The following is a 15,573-nucleotide window of genomic DNA, read 5'->3' as shown; positions in this document are numbered from 1 at the left end:
CTCTCCCGTGCTGTGGTCCACCCTGCCCGGTGTCATTCTCCCACCCGTTGAGGACGAACACACGGCCCGGTCAGTTCGCCGTGCGGACCGTCACTTTGCCGTCGCCGGTGCGGACGGACACCGCGTGGGCGCTGCTGTCGTCGCGGGGCACGGAGACGTCGACGCCGCCGTCCCCGGTCTCGGTGGTCACGCGGTAGGCGGCGCGGGGCAGGGCGATGGTCACGGAGCCGTCCCCGCTGCGGGCGTCCACGCGGTCGGGCACGACGCCGAGTTCGAGGCGGACGGAGCCGTCGCCGGTGTGGGTGCGCACGTCCCGGGAGGAGACGTCGGCCCGGACGGAGCCGTCACTGGTGCGCATCCGCAGCGGCCCCGTGGTGTCGGAGACGCGGATCGATCCGTCGCCGGTGCGCAGCTCCACGGGCCCGGTGGTGTCGGTGACGTGGACGGAGCCGTCGCCCGTGCGGATGTTCAGCGGGTCGCGGAAGCCCCGGGCGCGGACGCTGCCGTCGCCGTCCCGGACGTTCACGGTGATGCCGCGGGGCACCTCGATGCGGTGTTTGGCGGAGCAGTCGGCGACGAAGCCGGAGCACTCCAGGCGCAGGACCAGCCGGTCGTCCCGCATGGCCCAGGTGACCTCGGGGTCCTCGCCGAGCATCACCGAGCTCTGGAACCACCGGGTGACCTGGATCTCGCCCGGCGGGTTCCCGTCGGCGGCGACGATCTCCAGCGCGGAGTCGTCGGAGTCGACGGTGAGGGTGCGGCCCTGGAGGCCGAAGGACTTGCGGTCGGGTGCCTCGTCGTCCCCGGCGGAGGCGCCGCAGGCGCCGAGCCCGGCGACGAGCACCGCGACGGCGCCGGCGACGGCGGCCGCTCGGGAGGCACGGCGGGTACGGGTGGTGCTGCTGATGGCGGGTACGGCGGTGCGTGCGGCGCGGACCATGACGATCTCCCCCTGGGCGGACGACGGGCGCTCTCGGGCGCTCTACGACCGTAGGGATCCGGGCCCCGCCGGGGGATCCGGGCGGCTCCCGGATCCGGGGTGGGGATAACCCCCGGCGGCCCCCGCCACACGGGTTTGCGGGACGGTGCCCCGGGCCATGTAGGCTGTCGACTCGTCCTGGGCGCGTGTCCCGGGAGCACGGGTGCGTAGCTCAGGGGTAGAGCGCCTGCCTTACAAGCAGGATGTCGGCGGTTCGAAACCGTCCGCGCCCACCGGTGCCGGGCAGCGAGAGGCCCCCAGGGATTCCCCCGGGGGCCTCTTCTGCGACTTCCGTCGGCGGGCGGGGCGCTACGACGCCCCGCCCGGCTCCTCCGACGGGGTCTCGTGGGCGTGTTTCAGCTGGGAGCGGGCCGCCACCCGGTCGGGTCCGGTGAGTTCGGACCAGTAGCGGTGTGTGCTGACGAACACCGCGAGTTCGTGCTCGCGCCGCCGGAGTTTCTCCACCTCGGCCTGTTCGTCGGCGGTCCAGCCCGGGGAGGCGGGGCGTTCCACCTTGCGCCAGCCGTTGTCGTCGCTGAAGCCGTCCAGCGGCTCCACCGACCAGGGAAGTCGCTTCAGAAGGGCCGACAGCTCGGCCCGGACCTGATGGAGTTCCTCCTGACCGGCGAGGAGGTCACTCGGAAAGTCATAGGTCGTAGCCACGGCCCAATGATACGCCTGTTCGAATTAGAGGAGCGAGTTCCTTCCCGTGGTTCATGCGAACGGGTGTACCAGCCGCAGTTCGCCCACGACCCGGTCCGTCACCGGGGCCGCGATCCCGTGGCGCTCGGCCGCGCGGAGCAACGCGCCGCCGATGGCGTCCAGTTCGAGCGGCCGGCCCGCCTCCGCGTCGCGCTGCATCGACGACTTCGTCGCGGGCGGGAACGCGTCGTAGCGGGCGAGGGCCTCCCCCGCGTCCGACGGGCCGCCGCACGCCCCGCTGATCGCGGCCGTCTCCTCCACCAGGGCCGTCAGCTCGTCGCGGTGGTGGGTGCGCACGTCGCCCAGGGGCAGGCCGTAACGGGTGGTCAGCAGGGCGAGCGGGGCCAGGAACGACATCTTCGCCCACAGGGTCGCCGTCTCGTCGTCCCGGACGCGGGTGGCGGGACCTGCGGCGCCCAGGGCCTCGGCGAGGGCGTCGAGGCGGGCGTGGGGCACGTCCGTGCCGGCCAGGTCGATCTCCGCGAAGGGGCTGGTGTGTTCGACGGCGCCCGGGGCGACCCGGGTCGACTCGACGCGGATGACGGCCGGGGCGACCCGGTCGGGGCGGTAGCGGGCGCGCAGGGCCGCCGGGTGTTCGACGCCGTTGAGGAACGGCACGACCAGGCCGTCGCCGAGGGCGGTGGCGGGCACCCGCCGCAGGGCCGGGTCCAGGGCGGTGTGCTTGACGGTCACCAGGCAGGCGTCGACCGGTTCGCGCAGCTCGGTGCCGGCCTCCACGCGGGCCGTGAAGTCACCGAACCGGGCGCTGCGGACGCGGATGCCATCGGTGCGCAGGGTCTTCGCCGTCTCCTCGCCGGACAGGCAGATCACGCGGTGGCCCGCGCGGGAGAGCAGGGCGGCGAGCAGACCGCCCACGCCGCCGGGGCCCAGGACGGCCACGGTGAGTTTATTCGCGGAGTGCGCCACGGGGGTTCCTCTCGTCGGTCGGCCCCGGGATGGTGGCCGCCTGGACGTGATCATGGCAGGAATCCCTGTCGCGGGGGCGCCGAAGGGGTGAGACTGGGGGCATGTGCCGGAGTATCAAGACGCTTCGTCCGCCCGCGCTGCCCGAGGAGGCCACGGAGGCGGACATTCGCGCTGCCGCGTTGCAGTACGTGCGGAAGGTCTCGGGCTTCCGCGCCCCCGCCGCCCACAACCAGGAGGTGTTCGACCGCGCCGTGGAGGCCGTCGCCCGGGCCACGGCCGAGCTGCTCGACGGCCTGGAGGTCCGGGGCGCCGGGGCCGGCCGCCGGGCGAGCTAGCGCCGGGGCCGGTGCGAGGGGCTTCGCGGTGCCGGGCTGTGCGCGGCCTTGTCGGTGCCGGGCTGTGTGAGGGGCTTCCGGCGCTGGGCGGCGTGCGACGGCGTGCGCGGTGCCGGCCGTGTGCCTGTGAGGGGCTTCGCGGCGTCGGGCCGGCCGTGGGGCGGCGCGACGTCGGGCTGTGCCACGGCGTGCACGGGTGTCGGGGCCGTGCGGTGACCTTCACAGCGCCGGGCCGTGCGAGGGCGTGCACGGCGTCGGGCCGTGTGCGAGGGCGTGCGCGGTGCTGGGTCGGCGGGCCGTCGGGCTGTCGAGCCGGCGGGCGACGCGGCGCCGGGGCCTACCGGTGGGCGCGGCACCCGGGGCCTACCGGTGGGCGCGACGCCGGGGCCTAGCGGTGTCCGGGCGCGTCGGTGCCCGCCTGGGCGCCGGGAGCCCTCACGCCGGTTCCGGCTGCGGCTCCGCCCGCGGGGCCGGGACGGTGGCGCCCTCCCACAGCTTCGTGAGGCGCTGGTAGCCGCCGACCACCGAGGCCATGACCAGCAGGACCAGCGGCCCGGCGAGCCACGGGTACCGGGCCATCTCCAGCGGTGCGAAGCGGTACGCCGTCAGGAGCGCGGCGAAGACCACCGTCCCGTAGGCGACGAGCAGGACCCCCGCCCGGTCCCAGCCGCGGTCGAACGTGCGCAGTCCGGCCTCGATCGTGTACGCGAACACCACCCCGGCGACGAGGTCCACGCCGTAGTGCCAGCCGAAGCCCAGCGTCGCGGCGAGGGTCGCGACCAGCCAGAACGTGCCCGCCAGACGCAGGGCCCGCGGCCCCCGGCGCGAGTGGATGTAGATCGCGGTGGCCCACGCGGTGTGCAGGCTGGGCATGCAGTTGCGCGGGGTGATCTCGTCGAAGGGCAGGGGGTAGGGCGTGGTGATCGGCGGCAGCGTGTTCGGCCAGAGGTCGGCCGCAGCCCAGGTCCCGCCCTCGGGGCCGTAGGCGTACATCGGTCCGACCACGGGGTAGATCATGTAGATGGCCGGTCCGAGCAGCCCGATCACCAGGAAGGTGCGCACCAGGTGGTGGCGCGGGAAGCGCTGCTCGGCGGCCACGTCGCGCAGCTGGTACAGGGCGACGACGACCGCGGCCACCGCGAGCTGGGCGTAGACGTAGTCGAGGGCGTGCTCGCCGACCGGGCCGCTCGCCTCCAGGAGCCGGCCCGCCAGCCACGACGGGTTGCCCAGGGCGTGGTCGGCCATGGCGATGTAGGGGTCGAGCGTGACCGGGAGGGTCTTCGAGGTGATCAGCAGCCAGGTGTCCCCGGTCTTGCGGCCGGTCACCAGCAGCAGACCGAGCCCGACGCCCTTGAGCAGCAGGACGCGTTCCGGCCCGGTGCGGCGGGTGACGGCGAGGACGGCGAGGCCCAGGATGACCCACAGGGCGCCGTTGCCGAAGGGGTGGCCGTCCGTCGGGTACGCGCCGATCGCCCACCGCACGGACAGGAGGACGAGGTCGATGGCGAGCGCCGCCCCCAGGGCGATCAGCCGCTGGCGCCAGGTCAGCACCACCATCGTCAGCGCCATGCTGGCGTACAGCAGGAAGCCCGACTTGGGGGCGTGGATCACCTCGCGCGCCTGCATGGTGATCGGCCCGGGTATGCCCAGGTGGCGTGCGATGATCTCCAGCGCGACGAGGAATCCCAGGGTGATGGCGCCCGCACCGGCCCACAGCACCGCCCGTGGATGCCGCCGCGCGGTGCGGGTGATCCGTTCTGTGCGCGAGGCCGGGGAGTCTTTCCGCGTCGCGGTGGTGGTCACTGTCTCAGCCGCTTCCCAGTCGGAGTGGTCGTGGAGTGGACGTGGCGTGCGTGGTGCCGGCGCGGAGCCGGGCTACGACGTCCGCGGCTCGCGCCGCATCAGATAGGCCGCCCCCGCGCCGGCCCCGAACAGCGCCCCGACCGACACCGCCGTCCCCAGCCAGCTCGCGCCCAGCCAGTGGGCGCCGAAGTAGCCGAGGGCGACGCTGTAGCAGGCCCAGGTCAGGCCGGCCAGGGCGGACCAGGGGAGGAAGTCGCGGGCGCGGCGGTGCGCGGCGCCCGCGCCGAGGGAGACGACCGAGCGGCCGGCCGGAGCGAACCGGGCGAGGACGACGAGCGCGCCGCCGCCCCGCGCGACGGCCGCGCCGAGACGTTCCTGCGCGGTGGTCAGCCGCCGGGAACGCGAGATCGCCCGGTCCAGCCGGGCACCGCCCCGCCAGGCGAGCCGGTAGGCGGCCAGGTCACCGAGGACGGAGGCGGTGGCCGCGCACAGCGTGAGCACGAGGATGTCGGGCACGTCGGTCGCCGAGCCCGCTGCCGCCGCCGTGGCCGCCGTGATCACCAGGATGCCGCTGGGGAGGACGGGCAGGAACACGTCCAGCAGCACGGACAGGGTGACCACCGCGTAGATCCACGGGCTGCCGATCAGCGACCCCACCTGCTCCAGCACCGCGACTCCCCGTGATCCCCCGTGGGCCAGACCGTGCCGCGGTGACGCGGGGGGAGCGGCAGGGGCGGCCGATGACAGCCATACAGCGTACGCGGGGGTGTGACGGGTGGTTCACGGGGGGCTCGTATGTTCGGTACGGAGTGTTCACCTCGTCCCGAGTCGTCACTTTGTCACCCGGCTGCCGCGCCCCGGGGAGCGGTGGGTGCGGGCGTCCCGTAGCAACGGAGAAGAGGCGGGCCCCCGGGGGCCCGCGCCGGGTGAGGAACGGTGGACAGGATGCTGGCTGGGATGTGTGCGGGCGCCGTCGCCGCCGCCCTCTTCGCGAGCGGGACGGGCGGTGCCGGGGGGTACACGATGCGGACGGACGCCCGCTTCGCCCCGCCGGGGGCCGCGGGACGGTCACCGGCGCTCACGTACGACCGTGGTCTCGCGCCCGTGGGCGCGTGGATCGAGGTCGGCCAGCGCACGGCGCCGGACGGGACCACGACCGTCCGCATGAGGGTGAGCGGGATGAGGCCCGGGCACGCCTACGGCGTCCACGTGCACCGCGCGCCCTGCGGCGCCGACCCGCAGGCCGCCGGCGGGCACTACCAGCACCGGCCCTCGGACGAGCCGCACCACGTCGGACCGCACAACGAGGTCTGGCTGGACTTCACCGCCGACCGGCACGGCGGGGGCGCGGCGAGCGCCCGGCACCCGTGGGGTTTCCGGCGGGGAGAGGCGTCCTCGGTGGTGATCCACGACGTGCCGGGCGGCGCGGGGGCGCGGGTGGCCTGCTTCACGGTGCCGTTCGGGTGGGTGGCCGGGGGCGGCTAGCGGGGCGAGCGGAAGGGGCACCCAAGGGTCCGAGCACCCGGCCCGGGACCGGGTCCGGCCGGAGCGAACGACGCCTCCGCGTGCGGGAAGACGCCACTGCCCTCGCGGCGGGATCCGGGGGTGGGTCAGGCGGCCACCGGTGCCTGGTCCGGTGTCCGCTGTCCCGGCTCGGCGGTGTGCCGCCCGAGCAGCCGGTCCAGGCCGAACGCGCCGGAGCCCGTGAAGATCAGCAGGAACATGGCCCAGCAGTACATGGCCGCGCCCTCGCCGTTGTTCTGGATCGGCCACAGCGCCTCCGGCTGGTGGACCTTGAAGTAGGCGTAGGCCATCGCGCCGGAGGAGATGAACGCCGCGACCCGCGTGCCGAGGCCGAGCAGCACCAGGGTGCCGCCGACGAGTTCGATGACGGCGGCGTACCAGTTCGGCCAGGCGCCGGTCGCGGCCGTGCCGCCCTTGCCGTCCGCGCCGCCGAGGACGCCGAAGAGGGCCACGGCGCCGTGGCAGGCGAACAGCAGGCCGATGACGATCCGGAACAGCGCCAGGGCGTATGGCTGGGCGCCGTTGAGGCGAGTGGTCATGGGGGGGTCTCCTTCGGTCGGCCGGCCCGGGGCGGGCCGGTCGGGGGACGGAACCGAACTCCCCACGCTAGGTGCGCCTAACAGATGCTTGCAAGTTCAACATCTGGCCAATGGTTTACCTCTGGGAGCCGCTCGGCGTCGGCCCCAGCCGCACGTAGGGCCGCTCTCGCCACCGCGTCGGCGTCCGAAAGAGTGACCGAATCCACTCCTGGGCGAGCGCCCGCCGCCGTCACCCAGTGGACTCCCTCGGTCGGCACCCCGAGGGCGAACCGCCGTGCGTGCGCCCGGCCTTGACGGTCTATCAGATGGTAAGGGCGTGGAGTCACATCCAACCCCCCTGTCTCGTGACCGTCGACGGTGTGGGGGCGGCACTGCCCCGCCCCGAGCAGCCCGGTGAGAAGCGCGTCGGCCGTGCGGCGCACGTCGGGTTCCGGCAGCCGGGCCTCGATGAGGGTCGTCGCCCAGACGGCCGAGCCGGGCACGTCGGGTGAGTGTGCCGTCCAGGCCCCGGCCTCCTCCGCCACCCGCAGGCGCGGCCCGAGCACCTCCACCACCCCCGCCTCCACCAGCGCGGCGAGCTCCTCGACGCGGCGCCGGGGCGGACCGATGGACAGGAAGGCGTTGAGCGGGGTGTACCAGCCGTCGAGGTGGTCGCGGCGGGAGGCGCCGGTGAGGCCGCCGTGGTCGACGACCAGCCGGAGCTCGTTGCGCAGGTCCCGCAGCACGTCGAGGGCCGCCTTCAGCGGGCCGTGCACATTGCCCAGGGCGGCCTGCGCGGCGTCCGCGCGCAGGTACGACAGCAGCCAGTCGCGCCAGGCGCCCCGATGGGCGAAGTCCCGCCCGGCGTACGGCCGGGAGAGCCGCTCCCAGGACCACCGGCCGGCTTCCGCCACGCCGAACTCGTCGAGCACCCCGGCCTCTTCCGGGTCCCCGTGCGGGACGGCGAGGAAGCGGTCGGTGAACTCCCGCCGCGCGCTCCCGGTCCGCCGCAGCAGGGTGGCGTAGTAGACCGTCTCCACCTCCTTCGCCACCAGTGGCCATATCTCCGCCAGGAAGTCGGGCGCCTCCCCGGAGTCCGCACGCTTGCGGAAGCCCGCGATCACCTCGGGCGTGAGGACGAGCGGGACGTGCCGGCCGTACGGGCCCTTGGCGTTGTCGCCCCGGGCCTGGTACGGGACGCCGCGCCGCGAACCGGCGTACAGCCGTGGCTCCCGCCCGGAGGGCAGGTAGCGCAGACCCCGGTCGCCGGGTACGAAGCGGCCGCCGCGGCCGGTGGTCAGCAGGGCCATGTGGTCGAAGAAGTTCAGGCCGAGGCCGCGCAGCAGCACGGGCTCGCCCGGCAGGACGCCGGACAGGTCGACGTCGGCCGGATTGGCGGGCGGGACGTGGCGCAGTCCGTGGCGGGCGGCATGGGCGGCGAGGCGTGCCTGGTCCGCATCGGCCGTCCTCGGCAGATGGCCCTGGGCGAGGACCACCGCGGACAGACCGGTCAGGGTGCGGCCGTCGTCGAGGGCGAGGCTCTGACGGCCGTCGGGGGCGTCGTCGAGGCGTGTCGCGCGGGCCCGGTGCGTCTCGATGCGGACGGCGGGCGGTGCCAGGCGCACGACCTCGCCGAACACCCACTCCAGATAGCGGCCGTAGTCGGCCCGGGCCGGGTAGTCGTCCGGGCCCAGCGCGCCCTGCGCCCAGTCGTACAGGCTCGGGCCGGGGCGGACCGGGCCCGAGCAGTCCACGCTGTCGTCGGTGAACAGGGTGACCTGGCAGGCCACGGTGTTCATCAGCAACTCGGGCGACTGGCCGGTGCGCCAGACGCGGCCGGGGCCGGGCGGGTCCGGGTCGATCACATGGACCGTCAGCCGGGCGCCGGACGGGAGGAGTTCCGGCACGGAGGCGCACAGCCGTTCCAGGACGCTGGTGCCGCGGGGTCCGGCCCCGACGAGGGCGACGGAGAGCGGCTCCGCCGTCCCGGGCGGTACGGACGCCTCGGCCGGTGCGGATTCCTCGGTGGACGCAGACAAGGGTGGGGCTCCAGGGCGTGGGGGTGCGGGGGTCGGAGGTCCGCCGGAGGGGAAGCGGACGGTCCGCCTCATCATGCCGTCGCCGGGAGCGGTGGGTGGAGGCCGTGGGAGGGTTCGGAGCGCACTGTGGCGTGCGTCACCCGCAGTACGGGGCGCAGCGGCAAAAACCGTGCGGAACAGGTGAGTTACGGGGCGAGTTCGGAGTCCAGGAGGGTCGTCAGCCGCGGGCCGGCCCCCTGCTGGGCCTTGGCCTGTTCCAGCCGGAGCCGGGCCGAACGGCCGCGCAGGGTGAGGGTCATGAGCTGGTTGCCGAACCAGGGCCCGCCCGTCTTGCGCCAGTCGACCGGCGGACGGGACAGGCGGCCGTGCCGGGCCAGGAGGCGGCCGAACCCGCGCGCCGTCGCGCTCCAGCCGGCCCGGAAGGCCAGCCGGATCGACAACGGGACCGAGTTGTGGACGGGGGAGCAGACGAGCTGCACCACCCGGGCGCCCGGAGCCGGCCGGGACCGCCAGGAGGGCTCGGCGATGTAGGCGTGGTGCACGTCCCCGGACAGCACGCACACCGTCGCCGGCGCGTCCGCCCCCGACCCCGCCTCGGCGATCAGCTCGGCCAGCCGGGCGAAGGACCCGGGGAACGCCGGCCAGTGCTCCAGGTCGGCGGCCCGCCGCACCTTCTCGCTCAGCCGGGCCCAGCGGGCGCCCCGCTCGCCCCGGCACAGCGACGCGTTCCACCCCTCGGCGTCGTGCACCAGGTGCGGCAGCAGCCAGGGCAGCGAGGTGCCGACCAGCAGGTGGTCGTAGGCGCCGGGGGAGTCCAGGACCTGCTCGCGCAGCCAGGACTCCTCGCCCGGGTCGAGCATCGAGCGGTCCGCCTCCTCCAGGACGCGGGCCGCCCGGCTGTCCACCATCACCAGCCGCACGCGCCCGAAGTCCCGCCGGTAGCTCCAGCGGGCCGTGGCCGGGTCGGCGTCGGCCCGGGCGGTGAAGGTGCGCAGCACGTCGGTGCCGTCGGGCAGGGAGCGGACCTGCTCGTAGACCGGGTCGGTGGACAGTTCCTCCAGGGAGAGGTTCCCCAGGTGCTGGTGGACCCAGTACGACATCAGGCCGCTCAGCAGCCGCTCCTGCCACCAGCCGGTGGACCGCATGTCGGCGAGCCAGGCGGCGGAGGTGTTCCAGTCGTCGATCACGTCGTGGTCGTCGAAGATCATGAAACTCGGCACCGTGGACAGCAGCCAGCGGATGCGCGGGTCGAGCCAGGACTCGTAGTACAGGTGCGTGTACTCCTCGTAGTCCGCGACCCCGCTGCCCGGCGGTTCCTTCAGGTCGCGGCGGGCCGCCAGCCAGCGCTGCGTGCTGTCCGAGGTCTCGTCGGCGTACACCTGGTCGCCGAGCAGCAGCAGCACGTGCGGCCGCTCGCCCTCGGGGTCGGCCGCGAGGCGGGTGGCGAGCGCGTCCAGGGCGTCCGGGCCGACGGGGTCGTCCCCGCCGGCCGGCGGGGAGGCCCAGCGGCAGGAACCGAAGGCCACGTGCAGGGCGCCGTCCGGGCCCGGCGCGTGGATCGCGGAGGGCGGGAAGGGCGAGCCGGGCGGCGGCCACACCGGCGCGTCGTCGAGGAGGACCTCGTACGTCGTGGTCGTGCCGGCCGTGAGGCCCGTCACCGGCACCAGCGCGTAGTGGTGGCCGGCGATCTGGAACGTGCGGGCCGTGCCGCCGGCGCCGTCGGCGCAGCGCACCTCGGCCGTGCAGGGACGGCTCGTCTCGACCCAGACGGTCGCGGACGAGCCGTCGGTGTACCTCAGCAGCGGCCCGAGGCGCAGTCCGGCCATGGCGTTCCCCTCTCCGTCGCCCCGTACGGTACGGAACGACGGAGGCCGGCGGGGAGGTTCCGACACGAAAACCCGCGCGGGTCAGCAGCTCGCGAGGTGGTTCGTCAGGGCGGACTTCTCGGCGGAGTCGACCGTGAGGCCGTAGTAGTACTTCACCTGGACCCAGGCGCGGACGTAGGTGCAGCGGTAGGCCGTCCGGGAGGGCATCCAGGTGGCGGGGTCCTGGTCGCCCTTGGCCTGGTTGACGTTGTCGGTGACCGCGATGAGCTGCGGGCGGGTGAGGTCGTTGGCGAAGGCCTGGCGGCGGGAGGTCGTCCAGGAGCCGGCCCCCGAGTCCCACGCCTCGGCGAGCGGGACCAGGTGGTCGATGTCGACGTCGGAGGCGGCCGTCCAGGTGGCGCCGTCGTAGGGGGAGTACCAGCTGCCGCTGGTGGCGGCGCAGGCGGAGTCCTGGACGACGTTGGTGCCGTCGCGCTTGAGGACGACCTCGCGGGTGTTGCAGGCGCCGGACTGGGTGATCCAGTGCGGGAAGAGGTCGCGGTTGTAGCCGGTGCGGTCCTCGCTGGTCACGGTGAGCGTGGCGAGGTAGGAGCGGGCGGTGGCGCCGCTGACCGGGGTGGGCAGGGCGGCGGAGGCCGTGGGGGCGCTGAAGAGGGCCGCGGAGGATATGAGGGCGGTGAACGCGGCGGCCACGCTCAGCCGTCGACGCGCGTAGAACCTGGGCATGCGGGCTCCCTGGGGAGAAGGGGGTGTGGGCGTGCGAGCGAGGGAATGCTCGCGGTGCCGTGTTGCGCACAGGTGTGCGCCCGGTGAGAAGTTAGTGACGCGTGCATGACATGACAAGATTCAAGACGGAACTTTTCACTCCGGGACCGTCGCGTACCATGGACGGCGCAGAAGGGGAGTAGCTCTTCGCCGGACCGTCGACATACTGCTCAGCTCGCCTGAGCCGGCGCCCGGAGGCAGGTCCTTTCCCGGACCGGCCAGCGAGACCTTCGGCAAGCAGTGCACGCCCGCGCCGTACGGCACGGGCGCCGAGTGCGCTGCCGTGCCGAGGTGTCGCGTCGGAAGTCTCCGACAGGATCAGCGCTCTCGGTGGGGCAGCCCCGACCGATTGAGGAACCTTGATCAGCCTGACCGTGACGGCCGTCGTCTTCGGCGTCGTCTTCCTCGCCGAACTGCCCGACAAGACCGCCCTCGCCGGCCTCGTCCTCGGCACCCGCTACCGCGCCTCGTACGTGTTCGCCGGGGTCGCCGCCGCCTTCGCGCTGCACGTCGCGCTCGCCGTCGCGGCCGGCAGCGTGCTGACCCTGCTGCCGCAGCAGATCGTGCACGCGCTGACCGGCGTGCTCTTCCTGGGCGGCGCCGCGGTGCTGCTGCTGAGGAAGGGCGAGGACGAGGAGGAGGTCCGCAAGCCGGAGAACCAGTCCTTCTGGAAGGTCTCCGGGGCGGGCTTCATGCTCATCCTGGTCGCCGAGTTCGGCGATCTCACCCAGATCATGACCGCGAACCTGGCCGCCCGCTACGACGACCCGCTCTCCGTCGGCCTGGGCGCGGTGCTGGCGCTGTGGGCGGTGGCGGGCATCGGCATCGTGGGCGGAAAGGCGCTGATGAAGAAGGTGCCGCTGCGGCTGATCACGCAGATCGCGGCGCTGGTGATGCTGGGCCTGGGCGTGTGGAGCCTGTGGGAGGCCGTGACCGGCTGAGCTGAACAGTGGGTGAACGTCCACAGGGGGCCCCTGGCGCGGACCCGGACCTGTTTTGTACCGTAGAGAAACAAAGTGGCCTCCGCCCGTTTTCCCTGACCGGCGGGCGGGGCCGCCTTGTCCCTCCCGGGTGCGACGGACGCGACCCGCCGTCCGCCCCCTGACGCGCTGGAACGCGCCCCGAGCCTTGGAGCTGCCGATGACGGCCACCGCCGTGCTCACCGCCCGCGCCCTCCTGCTGGACATGGACGGCACCCTGGTCAACTCCGACGCTGCCGTCGAACGCGTCTGGCGGCGCTGGGCCGAGCGGCACGGGCTCGACGGGGACGAGGTCATGAAGGTCGTCCACGGGCGGCAGGGCTACGCCTCGATGGCGCTGCTGCTGCCCGATCGGCCGATGGAGCAGAACCACGCCGACAACGCCCGGATGCTCGCCGAGGAGACGGCCGACACGGACGGTGTCGTCGCGATCCCGGGGGCGCCGGAGTTCCTGGCCTCGCTGCGGGGGCTGCCGCACGCGCTGGTGACCTCGGCCGACGTGCCGCTGTCCACGGCCCGGATGGCCGCGGCCGGCCTCGGCCTGCCCGAGGTGCGGGTGACCGCGGAGTCCGTCGGGGCGAGCAAGCCCGACCCGGAGGGCTTCCTGAAGGGCGCCGCCGAGCTGGGCGTCGACCCCGCGGACTGTGTCGTCTTCGAGGACTCCGGAGCCGGTATCGCGGCCGGGCGCGCCGCCGGGATGACGGTCGTCGGGGTCGGGCCCCGGGCCGCGTTCCACGAGCCGGACGTGGTGGTGGAGGATCTCAGGCAGGTGCGGGTCCAGGCGGACGCGGACGGGACGATCCGGCTCCACATCGGCTGACCACGGCTTCCGCCGGACGCGGCTTGTGCGGGCCGGTTGGCCTGGGCGCGGCTTGTGCCGGTGGCCGGGGCTTGGCGGTGGTCCGGCGTGTGTCGGTGGCTGGGCCTGGGCGGCTGGGGGTCCGGATCGGGCGGGCGGACTGGCTCGTGCCGGCAGGCCCACCCGCCGGTCCCCATCCACCCGCCCAGGCCACCGACCGGCCACACGCCCCGAGCCACGCTGTCGGCGTGCGGCGCTCAGCCGACGTGGGCGGCGATGGCGCGGGCGCAGTCCAGGGACTCCGCGCGGGTGGTGTCCACCTCCACGTCGTAGGTCATGCCCTCGTGCACGGTCCGTGCCTGGGCCGAGGCCATGCCCCGGATGCGGTCGCCGCGCGCGATCTCGCGTCCGGCCGCGACCTCGCCCTCGCACCGGACGCCGACCCACAGCACCTCCAGGCCGGCCAGGGCCCGCTCCCACCGCAGCCGGGACGCCGGGCCGCCGAGGAAGACGTCGTCCACGACGATCCTGGCACCCGCCCTGGCCATCGCGGCGACGCCCCGCGTCCAGGCGGCTTCCAGGGCACGGAACTCGGCCCCCACGCTGACGCCCCCGTCCGCCGCGAAGGTGATGCCGCCCTCCGAGCCCCGCAGCCGCGCCGGCATCGCCTCGACGAAGTCGTCGACCGAGAAGGACAGCCAGGGGTCGGGCAGCACTTCCTGGAGGCACCGGGCGATACCCGACTTGCCCGAGCTGGAACCGCCGTTGAGAACGATCACCCGAGTGGTCACGGCGTCACCGTACGCCGGGCGGGCCGGTCACGGCTCCCGGGTTTCCGCCTCCAGCTTCTCCCGGGTCTGCCGGTCGTAGACGCCGAGGTCGTCCGTCTGGACGCCGCGGGACCACTGGTAGGTGCGCACGGCGTCCTCCAGCCGCTGGTCGAAGGAGCCGTCGGCCTCGTCGTTGTAGAGGTACAACTGCCGTAGGCGCAGCTGGAGTTCGGTGACCTCCGGGCCGCTGTCGCCGCGGCGCAGGACGGTGACCCCACCGTTCTGGCCGGCGTTCTCCGGCACGCCCGGGCCGGTCGGGGCGGGGGACGGCGACGAGGCCGACGGCTCGGGCGGACGCGAGGGGCTCGGCGAGGGGCCGGCCGTGGACGGCGACGGCGAGGGTGATCCGCTCGCGCTGCGGGACGGCGACGGCGTGGGTGTGGCGGAGGCCGACGCGCCGGCCGACGCGGCGCCCTCGGTGGGGGTGGACGCGGCGCTGCTCGACGGCGCGTCCGGGACGCTCGCCCGGATGCCGTCCGGCAGGGCCGTGTCCCGGGAAGGGCTCTCGTAGGCGAACAGCCCGCTCAGGTACCCCGCCGCGGCGATCACCCCGACGCCGGCGGCGGCCGCGGCGACGAGGACGCCACGGCGCCGGCGCGCGGGCCGGCCCGTCCCCGCCCCGCCCGCTTCCGGTCCGACCACCTCCGGTCCGGCCACCTCCGGTCCGGCCGTGTCGGGTCCGGTCACCTCCGGTCGGACCGTGTCCGGCCCGACCGCTTCCGGGCGGCCCGGTCCCGCTCCCGCACCGTCGAAGAGGCGCAGGTCGGTGACGCTGGGCTGGCTCCCGCCCGGCGCGAGGGGCGCGGGCAGCACGGAGGTGCCCGCGGTGGCCGGGGCGGCGGGGACGCCGGGAGCGGTGGGCAGCGCGGCGGTCGCGCCCGGGTCGACCGGGGGCAGGGGGGCGGTGGCGTCGGCGGGGGAGGTGTCCGGCGGCGCCGGGGCCGCCGGAGCACGCGAGGGCGGCGAGACCCGGGAGGCGGCGGTGGTCGCACGGCCGACCGCACCGGCAGGGGCAGCGTCCGCAGCCGGTGCGCCCTCCGCCGAGGCCGGTCCGGGTGTGACGACGGCCGTGCGCGCGGTCTCCGCGGCACCCACGGCCCCCGGGGTGCCCGCCGTGCCGGGCGTGCCCGTCCCTGCGGCCTCGGCAGTGCCCGAGGGCCCGGCGGGCCCGCGGGTGCTCGCAAGCCCCCGCGTCCCGGCGGGGGCCGGTCCGTCCTGCCCGGCGGGGGCCGGTCCGTCCTGCCCGGCGGGGGCGGCCCGGCCGGGCCCCGGTCCGCCGTCGATCTCCACGTACGGCCGGATCCGCAGGGGGTCGAAGTCCTCCGCCGCCGCCGCTTCCGCGGTGCGGGTGTCGCGCAGGGCCTCGGCGGCGCGGTGGGTGCAGGCGCAGGAAGGGGTGTGGTCCCGCTGTCTGGGCGCTCCGCACTCCGGGCACGGGTGGCCGATGGGCTGCTCCACGCGTTCCTCCCTCCCCTCGCGAACTCCAGAGATTATCCAGATCTTCTCCACAGCGCGGCGGGCCGGCTCCCGGAATGGCAGCTTCCAA

Annotated in this window: 15 protein-coding genes and 1 tRNA gene; 5 read left to right on the top strand and 11 right to left on the bottom strand. The window is 74.8% G+C overall.

Going from position 1 to position 15,573, the window contains the following annotated elements:
* Nucleotides 1–70: 70 nt before the first annotated feature.
* Nucleotides 71–940, bottom strand: a complete 870-nt coding sequence (locus AC07DA_RS16215; protein WP_479128575.1) for a DUF4097 family beta strand repeat-containing protein — start codon at nucleotides 938–940, stop codon at nucleotides 71–73.
* A 200-nt stretch (nucleotides 941–1,140) separates the two neighbouring features.
* Between AC07DA_RS16215 and AC07DA_RS16210 the strand changes: the two genes are divergently transcribed.
* Nucleotides 1,141–1,212, top strand: a tRNA-Val gene (locus tag AC07DA_RS16210).
* A gap of 76 nt (nucleotides 1,213–1,288) precedes the next feature.
* Here the strand turns inward: AC07DA_RS16210 and AC07DA_RS16205 are convergent.
* Nucleotides 1,289–1,642, bottom strand: a complete 354-nt coding sequence (locus tag AC07DA_RS16205; RefSeq protein ID WP_479128573.1) for a hypothetical protein — start codon at nucleotides 1,640–1,642, stop codon at nucleotides 1,289–1,291.
* A gap of 51 nt (nucleotides 1,643–1,693) precedes the next feature.
* The gene (locus AC07DA_RS16200; RefSeq protein WP_479128571.1) at nucleotides 1,694–2,608 is read right to left on the bottom strand and encodes a ketopantoate reductase family protein; all 915 of its coding nucleotides are present in this window, start codon (nucleotides 2,606–2,608) and stop codon (nucleotides 1,694–1,696) included.
* Nucleotides 2,609–2,709: 101 nt separating this feature from the next.
* Here AC07DA_RS16200 and AC07DA_RS16195 point away from each other — a divergent pair, with 101 nt between their 5' ends.
* Nucleotides 2,710–2,943 (top strand): DUF2277 domain-containing protein, encoded by a 234-nt coding sequence (locus AC07DA_RS16195; protein WP_479128569.1) that lies wholly within the window; start codon nucleotides 2,710–2,712, stop codon nucleotides 2,941–2,943.
* 435 nt (nucleotides 2,944–3,378) lie between these two features.
* Here AC07DA_RS16195 and AC07DA_RS16190 read toward each other — a convergent pair whose 3' ends face one another.
* Both AC07DA_RS16190 and AC07DA_RS16185 read right to left on the bottom strand, forming a co-directional pair.
* Nucleotides 3,379–4,662, bottom strand: a complete 1,284-nt coding sequence (locus AC07DA_RS16190) for a phosphatase PAP2 family protein (protein ID WP_479128953.1) — start codon at nucleotides 4,660–4,662, stop codon at nucleotides 3,379–3,381.
* Nucleotides 4,663–4,818: 156 nt separating this feature from the next.
* Complete coding sequence (locus AC07DA_RS16185; protein ID WP_479128567.1) at nucleotides 4,819–5,415, bottom strand: DedA family protein; 597 nt, start codon at nucleotides 5,413–5,415, stop codon at nucleotides 4,819–4,821.
* 276 nt (nucleotides 5,416–5,691) lie between these two features.
* Between AC07DA_RS16185 and AC07DA_RS16180 the strand changes: the two genes are divergently transcribed.
* Nucleotides 5,692–6,231, top strand: coding sequence for a superoxide dismutase family protein (locus AC07DA_RS16180; RefSeq protein ID WP_479128564.1), 540 nt, complete (start codon nucleotides 5,692–5,694; stop codon nucleotides 6,229–6,231).
* 125 nt (nucleotides 6,232–6,356) lie between these two features.
* Here AC07DA_RS16180 and AC07DA_RS16175 read toward each other — a convergent pair whose 3' ends face one another.
* The 4 genes from AC07DA_RS16175 to AC07DA_RS16160 all read right to left on the bottom strand — a co-directional run bounded on the left by AC07DA_RS16175 (nucleotide 6,357) and on the right by AC07DA_RS16160 (nucleotide 11,379).
* Nucleotides 6,357–6,809 carry a DoxX family protein gene (locus AC07DA_RS16175; protein ID WP_479128562.1) on the bottom strand — a complete coding sequence of 151 codons (453 nt, stop codon included), beginning with the start codon at nucleotides 6,807–6,809 and terminating at the stop codon, nucleotides 6,357–6,359.
* A 77-nt stretch (nucleotides 6,810–6,886) separates the two neighbouring features.
* A complete protein-coding gene (locus AC07DA_RS16170) occupies nucleotides 6,887–8,827 on the bottom strand; it encodes an FAD/NAD(P)-binding protein (RefSeq protein WP_479128560.1) in 1,941 nt (646 codons plus the stop codon).
* 185 nt (nucleotides 8,828–9,012) lie between these two features.
* Nucleotides 9,013–10,653 (bottom strand): alkaline phosphatase D family protein, encoded by a 1,641-nt coding sequence (locus AC07DA_RS16165; protein WP_479128558.1) that lies wholly within the window; start codon nucleotides 10,651–10,653, stop codon nucleotides 9,013–9,015.
* A gap of 81 nt (nucleotides 10,654–10,734) precedes the next feature.
* Nucleotides 10,735–11,379 carry an HNH endonuclease family protein gene (locus AC07DA_RS16160; protein WP_479128556.1) on the bottom strand — a complete coding sequence of 215 codons (645 nt, stop codon included), beginning with the start codon at nucleotides 11,377–11,379 and terminating at the stop codon, nucleotides 10,735–10,737.
* A 398-nt stretch (nucleotides 11,380–11,777) separates the two neighbouring features.
* Here AC07DA_RS16160 and AC07DA_RS16155 point away from each other — a divergent pair, with 398 nt between their 5' ends.
* Together AC07DA_RS16155 and AC07DA_RS16150 are read left to right on the top strand one after the other, a co-directional pair.
* Nucleotides 11,778–12,359 (top strand): TMEM165/GDT1 family protein, encoded by a 582-nt coding sequence (locus AC07DA_RS16155; protein WP_479128554.1) that lies wholly within the window; start codon nucleotides 11,778–11,780, stop codon nucleotides 12,357–12,359.
* 199 nt (nucleotides 12,360–12,558) lie between these two features.
* Entirely contained in the window at nucleotides 12,559–13,218 is a 660-nt protein-coding gene (locus AC07DA_RS16150) for an HAD-IA family hydrolase (protein ID WP_479128552.1), read from the top strand.
* A 236-nt stretch (nucleotides 13,219–13,454) separates the two neighbouring features.
* Here the strand turns inward: AC07DA_RS16150 and cpt are convergent, their stop codons facing one another.
* Both cpt and AC07DA_RS16140 read right to left on the bottom strand, forming a co-directional pair.
* The gene (gene cpt, locus AC07DA_RS16145; RefSeq protein WP_479128550.1) at nucleotides 13,455–13,988 is read right to left on the bottom strand and encodes a chloramphenicol phosphotransferase CPT; all 534 of its coding nucleotides are present in this window, start codon (nucleotides 13,986–13,988) and stop codon (nucleotides 13,455–13,457) included.
* A 27-nt stretch (nucleotides 13,989–14,015) separates the two neighbouring features.
* On the bottom strand, nucleotides 14,016–15,485 hold the full coding sequence (locus AC07DA_RS16140; RefSeq protein ID WP_479128548.1) for a peptidoglycan-binding domain-containing protein: 1,470 nt from the start codon (nucleotides 15,483–15,485) through the stop codon (nucleotides 14,016–14,018).
* Between the last annotated feature and the right edge of the window lie 88 nt (nucleotides 15,486–15,573).

The sequence above is a fragment of the Streptomyces sp. NPDC044921 genome (assembly GCF_056432865.1).
This window is presented reverse-complemented; position numbering and strand designations above follow the sequence as displayed.

Excerpts from the sequence above, each read along its gene's own strand:
- AC07DA_RS16150 (WP_479128552.1), top strand. The coding sequence starts at position 12,559 with ATGACGGCCACCGCCGTGCTCACCGCCCGCGCCCTCCTGCTGGACATG.
- AC07DA_RS16160 (WP_479128556.1), bottom strand. The coding sequence starts at position 11,379 with ATGCCCAGGTTCTACGCGCGTCGACGGCTGAGCGTGGCCGCCGCGTTC.
- AC07DA_RS16175 (WP_479128562.1), bottom strand. The coding sequence starts at position 6,809 with ATGACCACTCGCCTCAACGGCGCCCAGCCATACGCCCTGGCGCTGTTC.
- AC07DA_RS16180 (WP_479128564.1), top strand. The coding sequence starts at position 5,692 with ATGCTGGCTGGGATGTGTGCGGGCGCCGTCGCCGCCGCCCTCTTCGCG.
- AC07DA_RS16165 (WP_479128558.1), bottom strand. The coding sequence starts at position 10,653 with ATGGCCGGACTGCGCCTCGGGCCGCTGCTGAGGTACACCGACGGCTCG.
- AC07DA_RS16215 (WP_479128575.1), bottom strand. The coding sequence starts at position 940 with ATGGTCCGCGCCGCACGCACCGCCGTACCCGCCATCAGCAGCACCACC.
- AC07DA_RS16195 (WP_479128569.1), top strand. The coding sequence starts at position 2,710 with ATGTGCCGGAGTATCAAGACGCTTCGTCCGCCCGCGCTGCCCGAGGAG.